The following is a 15,778-nucleotide window of genomic DNA, read 5'->3' on the forward strand; positions in this document are numbered from 1 at the left end:
AAATGATAAAAATCATGTAACCCTAATAGGCCCTTTTAAAAACCAGTGTAAAGTTGCTTCCTTCACCGGGATTACTGCTTACTTTTATCGTTCCGCCCTGTGCTTCCATAAATTCTTTGCTAATAGCAAGTCCAAGCCCGGTGCCTTCTTTTTGAGTTCCCGGCACGCGGAAATATTTATCAAATATCTTATCCAGGTAATTCTCTGCTATACCCGGGCCATTATCCTTTACACTTACGCTTATAGTATGCTCTTGAACCGCTGCAATTATCGTTACCACAGTATCTTCGTACGAATATCGTATAGCGTTAGAAATAAGGTTTGAAAGTATCCATTGCGTCTTCTCTCCATCAGCTAAAACCTCAGGTAGATCGTTTGGAATTTGCGATTGCAATGTGATGTTTTTATAGATCGCGGCTGTTTTATGGCTATCTATTGTTTCGGCGGCAATAGTAGTAATATCGCAGGATGATATGTTAATACTGGTTTTACCTGTTTCTACCTGAGTAATATTAAGTAATTCGCCTGTAGTACGCAAAAGTCTGTTTGCATCGTCTTTAATGCTGTCTATTAAATTGTGCTGTTCTTCATTAAGGCTGCCTGTTTGTTCATTTTCTAATAATTGCAAACTCATTTTCATGGATGCAATAGGTGTCTTAAATTCGTGGGATACTGTCGCTATAAAATTTGTCTTTGCTGCATCCAGTTCTTTATGTGCGGTAATATTTCTTAAAATGATGACCGATCCAATTTTCTTTACATCTGTTTCCCCTGCCGGGATTATAGATATTGGAATGATATCTTTCTCAAAATAGCTTTCGCGGTTATTGGCATATATCTTAAGGGGCTGTTCTTTTAGTTGAGATTGCTGTGGATTAACAACCTCTTTGGTCAGGTTTCGTATAAGATCGTTACTAAGTGCTGTTTCCTGTGCCGGTTTGCCTATAAGGTCGGTACTTTTAAGCCCGGTAATCTTTAATGCTTCATCATTAGCAAAGAGTACAGTATAATTTTCATCAAGGCCAATAACAGGATCGTGCATGTTATTAATAAGTGTTTCAATACGCTTCTTTTCCATCATAAGCTTAGAGAAATCGCTGGCATTATATTCCTGTAATTTTCCTGCCATAGAGTTAAACGATTTTGCAAGGGTAGAAAATTCATCATGACCTTTAAAATACACACGTTGCGAATAATTCTTAGCGGCAATCTGACGAATACTTTCGGTAAGGTCGCGGATAGGGTTGGCTATATATCCGGGAAGGTTAACAATAAGCGTAAAGCCAATAACAAAACAGAATGAACTTACTAATGACATCCACATAATAGAATTGTCGGCAGTTTTGGCAGCACTGTTACTCTTTCGCTGAATGGCATCCATATTCAGTTTCATGATACCGTTAAGATCAGATCGAACCCTTTCAAGCAAAGCAATATTTTTGGGTTCTTTCTCAAAGTCATTAAAATGTTCAGAAAGATTATCTGTCAATTCGCTTTCGCCTATTTCAGTAACATTTTTTTGCTGCTTCTGCAAGTAGGCTTTAAACTTAGCTAAGTCGGGACCTGTTTCCTGTTCATCCAGAATGCGATACATATTGCGTGAATAATCAAGCGAATGGTAGTTGTCTGTCAGTATATTTTTGGTTTCTCCGGCAAGTACATTAACCTGACGGATACCTATTGCCGATAGTGCTGTAATCATAAAAAATAACAGGCTTACGGCTATAATGAGTTTGGTTTTTATTTTCATTTTTTATGACAGGATAATAAGGTCAATATCACTCGAAGATAATTTATTTAGCAGTTTGTTGAAAATGTTTGTAGATAAAATAACCTTAAGCAAAGTTAGCCTGGGTTTGCCTATACAAATGGTCGTTGCTTTAAGAATTTCTGCCTGTTGTGTTATAGTTGTGGTTACATGACTGTTTTCAATTTTAATTACTTCGGCTCCAAGTTCTGTAGCCAGCTTAAAATTGTTTATCAGGTGTCGTTGCCTGTCAAGCGGAATCCTGTCAGCACTCTCATTGGGTGTCTGTACATACAATACAAACCATTTACTATTATAGTAATTGGCAAGACGTGCTGTTTTACGAATTACCGTACGTGCTGTTTTATGGTTGCTGCCAATACAAGCTAAAAAGCGCTCATGTTTAAACGATGATCCACCTGCAATTTCGGTTTCTACTTTACGTTCTACCTGGCTTGCTACTTCTTTTAGTGCTAGTTCACGAAGCTGTAATATATGTTCCGGTTTAAAGAAGTTTTTAAGAGCTGATGCAATCTTATCTTCGGTATAAATTTTACCTTCTTTCAATCGGGCAATAAGTTCATCGGCAGTTAGGTCAATATTTACTACCTCATCAGCAGCTTTAAGTACGCTATCGGGTATACGCTCTTTAACCTCAACACCTGTAATTTCTTTTACATCATCGTTAAGGCTTTCAATATGCTGAATGTTTACAGCGCTAATTACGTTAATACCGGCATCAAGTATTTCTAAAACATCCTGCCAGCGTTTCTCGTTTTTGCTACCTTCAATATTGGTGTGAGCAAGCTCGTCTACAATAACCACTTCCGGGCGCAGGTTGATTATGGCCTGTAGGTCCATCTCTTCCAGATGCTTTCCTTTATAAAAAAGAGACCTTTTGGGTACTATGGGTAAACCGTCTAAAAGCTCATGGGTTTCCTTACGATTATGTGTCTCAATAAAACCTACTTTTACATCGATGCCGTTACGTAGCAGTGAATGTGCTTCCTGTAGCATACGAAAAGTTTTGCCTACACCGGCACTCATACCGATGTAGACTTTAAACTTACCTCTTCTTGACTTTTGTATAAGGTCAAGAAAGTGTTTCACATTATTTTCTTTTTCGCTATCCACACTTATAGCCTGAAGTTAACTGCAAGGGTAATCCTGTTTTCGCTCTTTTTTAAATCGGCTGCCCAAGGTGTAGAACCTGTAGGTCCGTTCGTCCATCCGCTTGCCGATGTAGTTCCGCCTGAACCTGTAAAATAAGGCACGCTAGAATTTCTGTAGCCGTATTCTATTCTAAAGGTTACAAAGTCGCTTGGCATAATATCAAAGGTAGTTGTAAACTGAAATATTTTCAGTTTATCACCATTGGCAATAGCCTCGTCATAGTTATTAGGTATATCGCCTGCAGCCGCAGGGGTAAAGGCAAGGTAAGGAGATACATTCACACCATTTACGACCGATTGGTTTGTCATATAATCGCCTCTTAAAGTTAGCGCCATTTTGTTATTGCTAAACCAGATACGGTTGGCAAGTGATGTACCTACCATAAAGTTGTCTTTCGCTTTTACGATATCGCCTTCTTCATTGTTACTCTGAAAACCGTAATGTGAGTTAAGGCTGAAAGCCGCCTGCGTAATGCCTTTAGATTGAGGATCGTAAAAATAACGGCCTACGATACTGTTGTCATGGTGAAAACGAAGCCTTTTAGACTGATTACCTTCTGTATCCGGGTTTTGAGTGTCACGGCCTAGATAGAAGTTAGCTACTAACTGAAGGTTTTCTGTAGGGCGGTAGTAGGTTGAACTTCCTAAGCCAGGACCTTTACTAAAGCTATTGTAGCTCTGCCATCCGTTAAGCAGCCATATTTCCTGTTTCAGGTTTTTTGCTGGATACATTTGTACACGTGCACCTGTAAAATAGAAAGGTGTAAAGTCACATAGCATACTTCTCTGGTAACTCCAGTTTTCCTGCGTTACGTAACTCTCAAGGCCAATATAACTCATAAAGATACCCATCTCTACGTTTATACCATGCCAAACATCAAAATGATAACCTGCTGCTGCCTCACGAATATATTTCAGGTTATTGATGTTAGTATTACGACCCCTGAATACAGAACCATCAACGTCATTAACCACAGATGCCATTTGTCCGTACTGAAGCCATAGCCTTCCTATAATGTTTTTGTAATTGGTTTCTATACCAATACTTGCAAGGTTAAGTGTAAACTCATTATGGCGTCCCATAGTAGCCGAAATGGTTTGGGTATTATCGGTAGGGTTGGCAAAATTATAGTTATAATAAGTGTCAAGGTAGGTTACCCCGGTAAGTATAGTTTCGCCATCTTTGTCTTTAAGGGTAAGTGGAAAATTTTTCTGTCTGTTCTGTCCGTTGATCCAGGTGAGATCCATACCATCAAAAGGTATTTTAGATGTAGTTATGGTGTCCTGCGCCCTTAAGCCCATCACCGCAATAAAAAGCAATACAATTGTGCTAATTGTTTTCATGAGAAATATTTAATTTGTTTAAATGTGTTTGTGTTCTGGAAGATAGTATGACTAATCTTTAGCCAATTTGTCTAAAGCAATATTGAGTTTTAGTACATTGATCTTTTTAGGGCCGAATAACCCCAAAAGTGGTTTATCGGTGTTATTTTCAACAAGAGTTTCCAGTTCGGTCACTTTCAGATTACGTGCTTTGGCAATTCGTTTTATCTGAAGTTTTGCTGAAAGTACAGATATATGAGGGTCTAACCCGCTGGCACTTGCTGTAACCATTTCCACAGGAATATCTTTCGTTCTAATATCCGGATTTTGAGCGAGGATAAGATCAATACGTTTTTGTACATCGGCAAGATATTCGGGGCTAGAAGGCCCTTTGTTACTACCACCGGAACCGGCGGCATTGTATGCCACCGCCGATGGCCTCGCATTAAAATAACCTTCGCTTTTAAATTGCTGTCCTATGTTGGCATAGTAGGTTTTTCCTTTGTCAGCTACTATTTCGCCCCTGCCGCGATTGGGCATTACCTGTGCAATGCCGTATACAACCGACGTATATACTCCCGAGAAGCAAATAATGCAAATAAGGGTAAGTTTCAGGGATTGTAAAAATGTTTTTTTCATGATATAAGTTTTTAGATAAAAAATGCAACAGCTATATCTATAAGTTTAATTCCAATAAAGGGTACAATAACTCCGCCTAAGCCATAGATAAATAAGTTACGCCTAAGCAATGCCGATGCTCCTATAGGTTTATATGCAACACCTTTCAGCGCAAGCGGAATAAGGAACGGTATTATAACCGCATTAAAAATTACCGCTGATAGTATAGCGCTCTCCGGACTATGCAATTGCATAATGTTTAATCCCTGCAATGCTGGAATAGCAGCAATGAATAAAGCCGGAATAATGGCAAAATATTTAGCAACATCGTTAGCAATACTAAAGGTGGTAAGTGTGCCACGTGTCATTAATAGTTGTTTTCCTATTTCTACGATCTCAATAAGTTTGGTAGGGTCGTTATCAAGGTCTACCATATTACCGGCTTCTTTAGCTGCCTGTGTTCCGCTGTTCATTGCTACGCCTACATCTGCCTGGGCAAGGGCAGGGGCATCGTTGGTACCGTCACCCATCATGGCTACCAGTTTGCCTTTTGCCTGCTCATCTTTTATGTAGTTCATTTTATCCTCAGGTTTCGCCTCGGCGATAAAATCATCTACCCCTGCCTTCTCTGCAATAAATTTTGCTGTAAGTGGGTTATCTCCTGTAACCATTACTGTTTTTACACCCATTTTACGAAGCCTTTCAAAACGCTCCTGTATTCCGGTTTTAATAATGTCCTGAAGTTCTATTACCCCAAGTACTTTTTCGTTTTCGGTCACAACCAGTGGCGTTCCACCTTTGCCTGATATCTTAGCTACTTTACTGGCTACCATTTCAGGAAAATGATTTCCATTTTTTTCTACCAACTGGCGCATAGCATCCGAAGCCCCTTTGCGTATCCTTCTATCCTCTATATCTACACCGGAACTTCTTGTTTCGGCAGTGAATTTTATAAAGACAGAATTTTTGACTTTAAAGCTTGGATCAACCCCGGCCAACTCTATAATGCTTTTCCCTTCAGGTGTTTCATCCGCCAGTGAGCTTAATACGGCAGCCTCTATAAAGCGTTTTTCGGTAATGCCATCGGCAGCATAAAAATGAGTTGCTTTACGGTTACCAATAGTTATGGTCCCTGTTTTGTCAAGTAGCAATACATCTATATCACCGGCGGTTTCTACGGCTTTACCAGATTTGGTAATTACGTTTGCACGTAAAGCCCTGTCCATACCAGCTATACCAATCGCCGAAAGCAGTCCGCCTATAGTTGTAGGTATAAGGCATACAAAAAGTGAAATAAATGCCGCAATAGTAATTGGCGCATGGGCAAAATCTGCAAAAGGTTTTAATGTAACACACACGATAATGAAAACTAATGTAAAACCTGCAAGTAGTATGGTCAGGGCTATTTCGTTGGGAGTTTTTTGCCTGCTGGCCCCCTCAACAAGTGCAATCATTTTATCAAGGAAACTTTCGCCCGGGCTGGTAGTAACCTGAACTTTTATTTTATCAGAAAGTACTTTTGTACCACCTGTAACAGAGCTTTTGTCGCCGCCTGCCTCACGAATAACCGGAGCACTTTCACCTGTAATGGCACTTTCATCTATAGTAGCAAGGCCTTCTATAATTTCTCCATCGGTAGGGATAATATCGCCTGCTTCGCAAATAAATACGTCACCTTTAACAAGGGTAGAAGAGGGCACAACGTTTATTTCGTCTACATATACCTCTCCAATTGGAAATATCTTTTTGGCGGGGGTTTCTTCACGCGTTTTTCTAAGGCTATCGGCTTGTGCCTTACCGCGTGCCTCGGCTATAGCTTCAGCAAAATTGGCAAACAACAGGGTAAAAAGCAGTACAAGAAATACCACGAAGTTATAAGCAAAACTTCCCTGTCCCTGTTCACCGTTAAGTATCCACAGACATACGCAAAGCATTACCGCAGTACCTATCTCTACTGTAAACATAATAGGGTTACGCGACAGGCTCTTTGGATTAAGTTTCACAAAAGACTGCTTTAATGCTTCCATTACAAGTTCTTTCTGAAACAATGATTTATTGGTTTTCATACATTAATTATTAAGTAAGAGAAAAGTATTCGGCTATTGGTCCAAGTGCCAGGGCAGGAAAAAAGGACAATGCAGCGATAATAAATATTACGGCAAATACCATAAGCCCAAATGTTGAGGTATCCGTTTTAAGTGTGCCTGAGCTTTCCGGTACATGTTTTTTCCCGGCAAGTATTCCTGCAATAGCAATAGGTCCGATAATAGGGAGGAAGCGTGACAGTAATAGCACTATGCCTGTTGTTATATTCCACCACGGGTTATTATCACCAAGGCCTTCAAAACCGCTACCGTTATTGGCTGCCGATGAGGTAAACTCATACAGTATCTCACTAAAGCCGTGGAAACCTGGATTATTAAGGGTGCTTGCTCCATATTCTGAAAAGGCAGTACTAAGTGCAGTACCGGAAAGTATCAGTAATGTGTGAAGCAAAGCTATAATCATGGCAATCTTCATTTCGCGGGCTTCAATCTTTTTACCCAAAAATTCCGGTGTCCGCCCCACCATCAGTCCGCTTATAAAGACTGCCAGTATAATAAATATGTAGAAGTTAAGTAAGCCTACACCACATCCTCCATAGAAGCAGTTTACCATCATGGCAAGCAATTGGGTTAAACCCGATATCGGCATGGCACTATCGTGCATAGAGTTTACAGATCCTGTAGATATAACCGTGGTAGCTATGCTCCAGTAGCCGGAAGCCGCAGCGCCAAACCGTGTCTCTTTACCTTCGGTAGCTCCTCCCGAAGTATCAATTCCCATCTGGCTTAGCGCGGGATTCCCATTCATTTCGGCCATAACTGTTGGTACTGTGAGCAGTAAGAAGCCAACTGTCATTACGCCAAATATCATTAATGCCAGTTTTTTTCTGTTGAGGTAAAATCCAAGGGCAAATATCATGGCAAACGGCACGATCATTTGTGCGGTCATTTCTATAATATTTGTAAAGTAGTTTGGATTTTCTAAAGGATGCGAAGAGTTAGCTCCGAAGAAACCGCCACCATTCGTACCTATATGTTTTATTGCAGTAAAAGAAGCTACCGGTCCTGTTGAAACCTGAACAGTTTCGCCTTCAAGTGTAACCATGTTTTGCTTTCCTTCAAAAGTCATAGGAGTGCCGTTCAGCATAAGCAATGCAGCAGTTATTATTGATAAAGGCAATAGTATACGTGTACACGATTTAATAAAGTACACATAAAAGTTACCAAGCTTTTCGGTAGTGCGCTCTTTAAGCGCATTAAATAGTATTGCTCCGGCTGCCAACCCTGTACCAGCCGATACAAACTGCAGGAACATCAGGAACAATTGCGACAGGTAACTTACGCCCGTTTCGCCTGAATAATGCTGGAGGTTGCAGTTCACTACAAATGATATCGAGGTGTTAAAGGCCAGGTCAGGACTCATATTCGGATTAGAATCCGGATTGAGAGGTAGCCATCCCTGGCACATCAGCACGATCATCCCCAGAATAAACCATATAAAATTGAGGGACAGTAAAATTTTAAGATGTCTTTTCCATCCCATTTCCTCTGTCTCGTCTATTCCGCTTCCGCGGAAAAACAGTTTTTCAAGAGGATTAAAAATGGGATCAAGGAAAGTTTTGCTGCCCTGGTAAACGCGGGCAATATATTTCCCGAACGGAATTGCCAGTACCAGTGTAAGGACGAACATTAGTATAATACCTAAGATTTCGGTGTTCATAACTTAGTGTGTGGATTGTGAGGTTAAAATTTCTCGGGTTTTATTAGTACATAACAGATGTACACAAAAACAAAAACAGCGAGTATAAAGAGTGCAATCATGGTGTTTAGATTTTATCAAAAAAGTCTATCGATTTAAAACATATGGCAAAAAGTGCGATGCCTGATGCCACGAGGATGGTGGTAAGTATCATAAATAATCTGATTATACCCCAGAGGCATTAACTTGTGAGATGTATTCTTTTCTAAGCGATTGCGGAAATAAGTTTGCTATACTGCAATTGTGCATTTCCATGAATGTAGATACCGAGAATACGTAAATGTTAGAGATTACATTTTTCGTTTCTGCGTTGCCGGTTATAAGTAATTGTTCTGCTATACTAAGGCATTTTTTAACCCTGTGTATATTTCCTTTACGGATGAGGTTTTTCGTGATCTCTGCAAATTGTACCGCTTTTGTGCAAGCAGATTTGGCCTGGTTTTTCATTTTGACATTTGTTTTATGTTCTGCCTACTTATGCCAAAAGATGTACCCTTAATTTGATAATTAGGTTAACGTGTTTATTTATAATGGTTTATTGCATTTTTGATATTGTGCCAAAAAGAAAAACCCTTTCAAAATGAAAGGGTTTGGTATATCAAAATGATATGGTATTTAGGAAATATTGTATTCTTCCAGTTTTCGGTATAGCGTTGTAAGGGCAATATTCAAAAGTCGGGCTGTTTCAGTTTTATTGCCGTTAGTGTGATTGAATACTTTACGAATGTGTATTTTTTCGGCAGATGCCAATGAAAATGCCGAAAGCACTTTACTGTCATCTTCAACCGGACTGTTTTCGTGGTACTGAATTTCGACAGGAAGGCTCGACGGGGTTAGGGTAGTGCTGTTCTCTAAGATTACACTGCGTTCGATAACATTTTTTAGTTCACGAATATTACCCGGCCAGTTGTGCATTTTTAACAGGCTGATAAATTCTGCTGATGCGCCTTGTAACTTTTTATTTGTTTTTAAAGCAAATTGTTTAACGTAGTGTAGTGTTAGCGGTTCAATATCCGATATTCGTTCCCTAAGAGAGGGTAGATTTATCTGGAATATGGAAAGTCGGTAAAACAAGTCCTGACGGAAATGTCCTGCTTCAATTTCTTTCTTAAAATCACGGTTAGTAGCGGCAATAATACGAACATTAACCTTGGTTACTTTACTTTCACCAACTTTAATAAATTCTCCGTTTTCTAATACACGGAGCAATTTAGCCTGAAGATCTAATGCCATTTCGCCAACCTCATCTAAGAAGATAGTTCCGTTATTTGCTTCTTCAAATAAACCTTTTTTATCTTTAGTAGCTCCGGTAAATGCCCCTGCTTTATGCCCAAACATTTCACTTTCCAATAAATCATGGCTAAAAGCCGAACAGTTAATAGCAACAAAGTTTTTAGTATTCCTGCTGCTCGCCTGATGTATAGCCTGCGCAAAAACCTCTTTACCGGTTCCGGTCTCTCCCGTTAGTAACACAGTAGTATCGGTAACCGCAACTTTCTTAGCAAGTTCAATAGTGTCTTTAGTTACTTTAGATGTACCCAGAATGCCATCAAAAGAATATTTATTGCCGAGTTTTTCTTCAAGTTGCTGTACTCTTTGCGAAAGTGTCGCTTTTTCCAGTGCGCGATGTATCAGGGGGATGATCTTGTTATTATCATCGCCTTTTATAATATAGTCAAAAGCACCATTTTTAATGGCCTGTACACCGTCCGGAATATTGCCGTATGCAGTTAAAAGTATAATTTCTACAGATGGAAATTTTGCTTTTATCTGTTCTACCATTTCAACGCCATTGCCGTCGGGTAGCTTTACATCACAGAGAACAAGGTCAATATCCTGATCCAATTTTTTTAAGCCTGTTTTGCAATCACCGGCCTGAATAACCTCAAAGCCTTCCAGGGCAATAATACGTGCCATGAGGGCTCTTAGCTTTTCTTCATCGTCTATAATCAGGATCTTTTTCACGGGATAATTTTTTTACAAAGTTATAGGATTGTTCTGATTCTGCTTACTATACAACAAAGGTTTTATTACAAACAAAAAAGCTCCACTATCACGAATGACGGTGAAGCTTTAAATATAGTTGGGATATGTTTTGTAATTAATACTTCTTATTATATATCTTATAACTCTGTTCCAACCTCACTGGCGCGATACAAACCCAGTATTTCTAGGCATCTTTGGTTGTAGTTTCAATGAAAAAGTGTGGAATTTTTCCACATTTTTTTTATAAGTTCCACACTTTCCTCAAGATTGTAATTTAGTAAAACCCTTATAATCATTGATAAGGCCAATGGCACGGCTCTTGCAAAATGTGTATATGTTAAATTCTTTCAATGTTTCATTACAGGTTCTTATCGAGATCCCATGAAACGAAAAAAAGTCTGACTGAAACCTTAAGCACACACACCTATGAAAAGTGAAACAATTACATCAAAGCAATTATATTCTTCGGAAAATGGCACAATTGAACAAAATCATTTTCGTGTTTACAATAATACACCATTGGAAGTAGCTTCTCCTTTTGAATTTGCAGGGAAAGATTATCTGAATGATGTTTTCGAGAAAGTGACCAGGACATCGCAAAAACCATTTGCACTTTTAGTGCTGGTAGCTACATTTGCGTTAATGTTTGGGTCTGCTTACTTGGTTTACGAATTACAACCGGAGTTTTATGAATTCAATTCAAGCAGGCTAAATTCAACCTGGGGATTTGTTTTTCTGGTTATAACATCTGCACTGCTAGTATTTAAACTGCTTTTCTTTGCCTATAGTATATTTCTTTATTTACGATACAAACCGGTTGAATCTGTATCAGATGAATTGCTTCCAACAGTAACAGTAATAGTTCCGGCATATAATGAAGGTAAATTAGTACTTGATACATTAATAAGCCTTGCAAACAGTGATTACCCGGTAGAAAAATTACAATTACTAGCCGTTGATGATGGTAGTAAAGATGATACATGGTCTTATATGCAACAAGCTAAAGAAATGTTAGGCGATCGTCTTGCAATCTATCAGCAACCAGAAAATAAAGGAAAACGTCATGCATTATATCGCGGGTTTAACCTTGGCACAGGAGAAGTTTTTGTAACTGTAGATAGCGATTCTATTGTAAAAGAAGATACTTTGAGAAACTTAGTTAGTCCTTTTGTAACTAATGAAAATTGTGGTGCAGTTGCAGGAAACGTAAGGGTACTAAATAAAGACAAAGGTATATTACCAAAAATGCTTAATGTAAGTTTTGTAATGAGCTTTGAGTTTCAACGTTCTGTTGAGAGTATGTTCGGTTCAGTAATGTGTACGCCGGGTGCTTTGGCGGCTTACCGTAGTTCTGCTGTCTTTGCGTGTCTTCCTGATTGGATTAACCAGACTTTTATGGGACAGCCTTCTGATATTGGAGAAGACAGAGCAATGACAAACATGATCCTAAAACAAGGGCATCACGTATTGTTCCAGAGAAATTCATATGTACTTACAGATGTACCGGAAAAATTTAGCGGCCTGTCTAAAATGTTTATTAGGTGGGACAGGAGTAATGTTCGTGAAAACATTATGATGTCTAAGTTTGTATTTAAAAACTTCCGGGAGGGTTCTAAAGCCGGGTCAAGATTACTATTCATCAACCAGTTGTTGAAAATTGTATTGACGTATCCGTTCCTATTGTTTATGCTGTTTTTTATAGTAATGCATCCAATATTATTTGTTAGCTCAACACTTTTCAGTATTCTTGTTATGTCTACTTTCCCAGTGTTGTTTTATGCTAAACGATACGATCTTCCACAGTCATTCTGGGCATATTCATACAGCATCTTATATACTTTTGGGCTATTCTGGATTACTCCGTATGCTATTGCTACTGCAAATAAAAGAGGATGGCTAACACGTGGTTTACCTCAAAAATAATTGTCACACTCAAATAATAAAAATGCCTCATAATTCTTTATATGAGGCATTTTTTATTTCTATCTGTTATGAGGATATTCATTTACCCAATGAAATCCTCTGTTCATAAGAGGGTAATCTTTTTCATCTGTTCTTTTAGTATGCAGTTTAAGGGAATCCTTTTTGAAATTACCCTTAAATATATATTGATCTTTATCAGTCTTACGATAGTGTAATTTGGCTACTTCGGTAGAATCAGAATAATTTGAAAGTACAATTTCATGCTTTACTGTATCGGTTGTAATTTTAAAATAGTCAAGATCATCATAAGATGATGTTTTCATTTTAAAAATATTGGCAGATTTACTTTCAATAACAAGGTATTTCCATCGCAAAGTATCGGTAAGTACCGGCGCTAAAGTATCATTGTTAATTATAAATTCTTCCACTTCATAAATACCATGCAAAGCTGTTTTTGGTGCTGCATCTCCGTACTGCGACCTACTCTGTAAATTGTTAAATACTGTAAAACCAAGTCCGGCTACTAGTGCAACACCCTTTATAACTTGTGTTGTAATATTTGCCCACCGTTTTTCAAAAGGGTTGATACTTTTCTGAGGCTCGGCGGCTTTGTTCAGGATGAATACACCAATTAGCCTTTTATAATCTAATGCAACAAGAAATAACGATAACACTACCAGTTGCAGCGAAAACAATTTTACAGGTATGTCATATGACATATTCATTAAAAAGACATTCAGCATAACGCCAAAGCTTATCAGTGCTCCAAGTGTCCTGGTTTTTCTATAAATTAAGAATCCTGCAGCCATGATCTCACAGAACCCAGAAAATATAGTGTAGGTGTCAGAAAATCCTATAAATGTCCAGGCAAGCCCCATTGGTGATTTTTGACCTAATGGTATTAATAATGCAGATAATCCCGGCTGGCCAAATTGAAGTTTAATTACCTTCATTAAACCATAGACCAGTAGAAAGAATGCCAAGTAGTAGCGTATGTATACTTCTTGCCAATACAAAAGTTTATTATAACTATTTCTTTTTCTATCCAGGATGCTCCAAATAAAAGAAATAATCAACGCTACAATAATCTTAAGAGTTATGCCATAAAAGTCGTATAAAGTGTCACCACTTCCGCTTGGATGATGTATTACCGACTCATTAAAAAAATAGCTTCCCGACCATTTTATTAGCTGCGGCCACAGTATATCTGACAAAAATGGAAAAATGGAAACAGCACATAAAATGATAAAGAAACGAAAAATCAGTTTTTTAGCCAAACTCCATGGTTTGGGAGCGATAGTATTGGTTTGGTTCATACAGGTTATTGTTTGGTATTTACTATAACGACTATAGAATCTATTTTGTTGTAATCTTTTTCCTTTGTTTTTTAATTTTCATAAAATTTAATACTATCAAAACACAAAACCCGGATAGTTATAACTATCCGGGTTCAAACAATAATTTTATACGATTGTGACTTTATCTAACAATTACACCGTAAAATAATTAGCGTTTAAAATGTCATCTATAAGTCCTTGCTTTGTCGGATTCCAATCTAAAACTTCTTTTGTTTTTTCGGCTGAAGCCACACATTCTATAGAAGCAAAATGGGTAAACCAACCAAAATGATCGGCTGCCTCATCACCGGTTTTACTCATGACAGGTATACCAAGTCCATTTGCTATAGCAACCGCTATTTCACGAAAGGGGATTCCTTCTTCGGCTACCGGGTGAAATACTTTTAATTCGGGTTGTTTCTCAACAATAAGCCTGTATAACGAGGCTGCATCATGACGATGTACCGCAGGCCAATGATTCTTACCTTCGCCAACATAAGCAGATATATTTTTTTCTCGTGATAAAGCTATAAGCATAGGTACAAAACCATGATCGCCTTCTCCATGTACGCTGGGCGGAAGCCTTACGGTATATACATTTACACCTTTTGCGGCAACAGTTGCCGCTGCTTCTTCTGAAGCGGCTCTTGGCACTACATCAGACCCGGCCTTAATTGTATCATCTTCGGTAATTTTGTTATCAGAGGTAAGCAATCCTATACCCGAAGTAATGACCAGAGGTTTGTTAGTACCGATTAATGCTTCACCTAATGCGGTTATAACAAGGCGGTCGGCTTCACAACTGGCTTTGTACTGCGAAAAATCGTGGTTAAAGGCGGTATGGATTACCGCATCACAGTTAGTAGCTGCCTGTTGAATTATTTTAAGGTCATTTACATCACCACGGCAAACTTCTGCACCGGTTGCCAGTAATTTTTCGGCTGCCTTATTGGAACGAACAAGTCCAAGAACCTCATGATTGTTTTTTAATAAATCTTCAACTATTGCGGAGCCTACAAATCCTGAGGCTCCTGTTACAAATACTCGCATATTTTTAAAATTTTAGTATTACAAAATTCTTATATATACGATTTATAAAATGGGTCATTTGACACTATTTTCAGTTTGTATTTGTGAGTGTCTTATACGATTTAAAGTTTTAAGTGAAATGCCTAAATAGGAGGCAATCATTCGTAGCGGTAAACGGGATTTCAGGTGCGGAAATGTTTTCAAAAAGTCATTATACCTATCTTCAGGTGTGGCCCCAAGGGTAGTAAGCATACGGTGCCTGTTATAATATATGTTTTGCGAGATAAGCCTTTCAGATAGTTTTTTAAGTTCAGGTATGTCCTGAAGTAAAGTATTAAAATCATCTTTTTGCCACAGCAGAACAGTAGTAGTTTCGATAGCATTGATACTTACCAGCGAGGGTATTTGCTTATCATAACTTTCAACATCAAGAGTCCAGGTGTTTTCCGGTGAAAATTGCAGTATATGCTCGTTACCATCCGAGGTCGTACTAAACATGCGGATAAGCCCTTTAACTACAAATATCTTGTTGCGGCATATCTCTCCCGCGTTAAATAAATACTCATTTCTTCCCAAGGTTTTCGATATAGCCAAATCGCTAATTCTACGAATAACTTCTTCAGAAATTCCAGCCTGTGTTTTAAGATAAATTTCAAATTCGGTACGCATAAAGTAAAAGTAGAAAAATCCATTTACATTACAATTTATGATTCAAGGAATTATAACGATATGAGTGATGTAGTTTGCTATAGTATTACTTCATTCTTGAGATGCTTTTTTTTACATATCCATTGTCTGATACTATTTGATAAGGGTGGGTGGCAGGTGTTTTTTGTGTA

At 38.4% G+C, this 15,778-nt stretch carries 12 protein-coding genes; 1 reads left to right on the forward strand and 11 read right to left on the reverse strand.

What is annotated here, in order from left to right:
- Positions 1-22 precede the first annotated feature (22 nt).
- The 8 genes from ALW18_00555 to ALW18_00590 all read right to left on the reverse strand — a co-directional run bounded on the left by ALW18_00555 (position 23) and on the right by ALW18_00590 (position 10,629).
- Positions 23-1,750, reverse strand: a complete 1,728-nt coding sequence (locus ALW18_00555; protein AOE51139.1) for a histidine kinase — start codon at positions 1,748-1,750, stop codon at positions 23-25.
- 3 nt (positions 1,751-1,753) lie between these two features.
- Positions 1,754-2,881, reverse strand: coding sequence for a histidine kinase (locus ALW18_00560; protein AOE51140.1), 1,128 nt, complete (start codon positions 2,879-2,881; stop codon positions 1,754-1,756).
- Between the two features lie 2 nt (positions 2,882-2,883).
- Positions 2,884-4,263, reverse strand: a complete 1,380-nt coding sequence (locus ALW18_00565) for a hypothetical protein (GenBank protein ID AOE51141.1) — start codon at positions 4,261-4,263, stop codon at positions 2,884-2,886.
- Between the two features lie 51 nt (positions 4,264-4,314).
- Positions 4,315-4,881, reverse strand: coding sequence for a potassium-transporting ATPase subunit C (locus tag ALW18_00570; protein AOE51142.1), 567 nt, complete (start codon positions 4,879-4,881; stop codon positions 4,315-4,317).
- Positions 4,882-4,892: 11 nt separating this feature from the next.
- Positions 4,893-6,926, reverse strand: coding sequence for a potassium transporter KtrB (locus ALW18_00575; GenBank protein AOE51143.1), 2,034 nt, complete (start codon positions 6,924-6,926; stop codon positions 4,893-4,895).
- 10 nt (positions 6,927-6,936) lie between these two features.
- Positions 6,937-8,625: a potassium ABC transporter ATPase gene (locus tag ALW18_00580; protein AOE51144.1), complete on the reverse strand. Its 1,689-nt coding sequence runs from the start codon at positions 8,623-8,625 to the stop codon at positions 6,937-6,939.
- Between the two features lie 204 nt (positions 8,626-8,829).
- On the reverse strand, positions 8,830-9,111 hold the full coding sequence (locus ALW18_00585; protein ID AOE51145.1) for a hypothetical protein: 282 nt from the start codon (positions 9,109-9,111) through the stop codon (positions 8,830-8,832).
- A 168-nt stretch (positions 9,112-9,279) separates the two neighbouring features.
- Complete coding sequence (locus ALW18_00590; GenBank protein ID AOE51146.1) at positions 9,280-10,629, reverse strand: chemotaxis protein CheY; 1,350 nt, start codon at positions 10,627-10,629, stop codon at positions 9,280-9,282.
- A 447-nt stretch (positions 10,630-11,076) separates the two neighbouring features.
- On the opposite strand from ALW18_00590, the gene ALW18_00595 reads away from it, so the two are divergent.
- Complete coding sequence (locus ALW18_00595; protein AOE51147.1) at positions 11,077-12,573, forward strand: glycosyl transferase family 2; 1,497 nt, start codon at positions 11,077-11,079, stop codon at positions 12,571-12,573.
- Between the two features lie 59 nt (positions 12,574-12,632).
- On the opposite strand, the gene ALW18_00600 is transcribed toward ALW18_00595, so the two are convergent.
- The 3 genes from ALW18_00600 to ALW18_00610 form a co-directional block, all read right to left on the reverse strand.
- Positions 12,633-13,787, reverse strand: a complete 1,155-nt coding sequence (locus tag ALW18_00600) for a hypothetical protein (GenBank protein ID AOE51148.1) — start codon at positions 13,785-13,787, stop codon at positions 12,633-12,635.
- Between the two features lie 276 nt (positions 13,788-14,063).
- Positions 14,064-14,960, reverse strand: coding sequence for a 3-beta hydroxysteroid dehydrogenase (locus ALW18_00605; protein ID AOE51149.1), 897 nt, complete (start codon positions 14,958-14,960; stop codon positions 14,064-14,066).
- A 54-nt stretch (positions 14,961-15,014) separates the two neighbouring features.
- On the reverse strand, positions 15,015-15,608 hold the full coding sequence (locus ALW18_00610; protein ID AOE51150.1) for a cyclic nucleotide-binding protein: 594 nt from the start codon (positions 15,606-15,608) through the stop codon (positions 15,015-15,017).
- Positions 15,609-15,778 lie beyond the last annotated feature (170 nt).

The organism is Flavobacterium psychrophilum (assembly GCA_001708385.1).
In the GTDB taxonomy this organism is placed as follows: Bacteria; Bacteroidota; Bacteroidia; order Flavobacteriales; family Flavobacteriaceae; genus Flavobacterium; species Flavobacterium psychrophilum_A.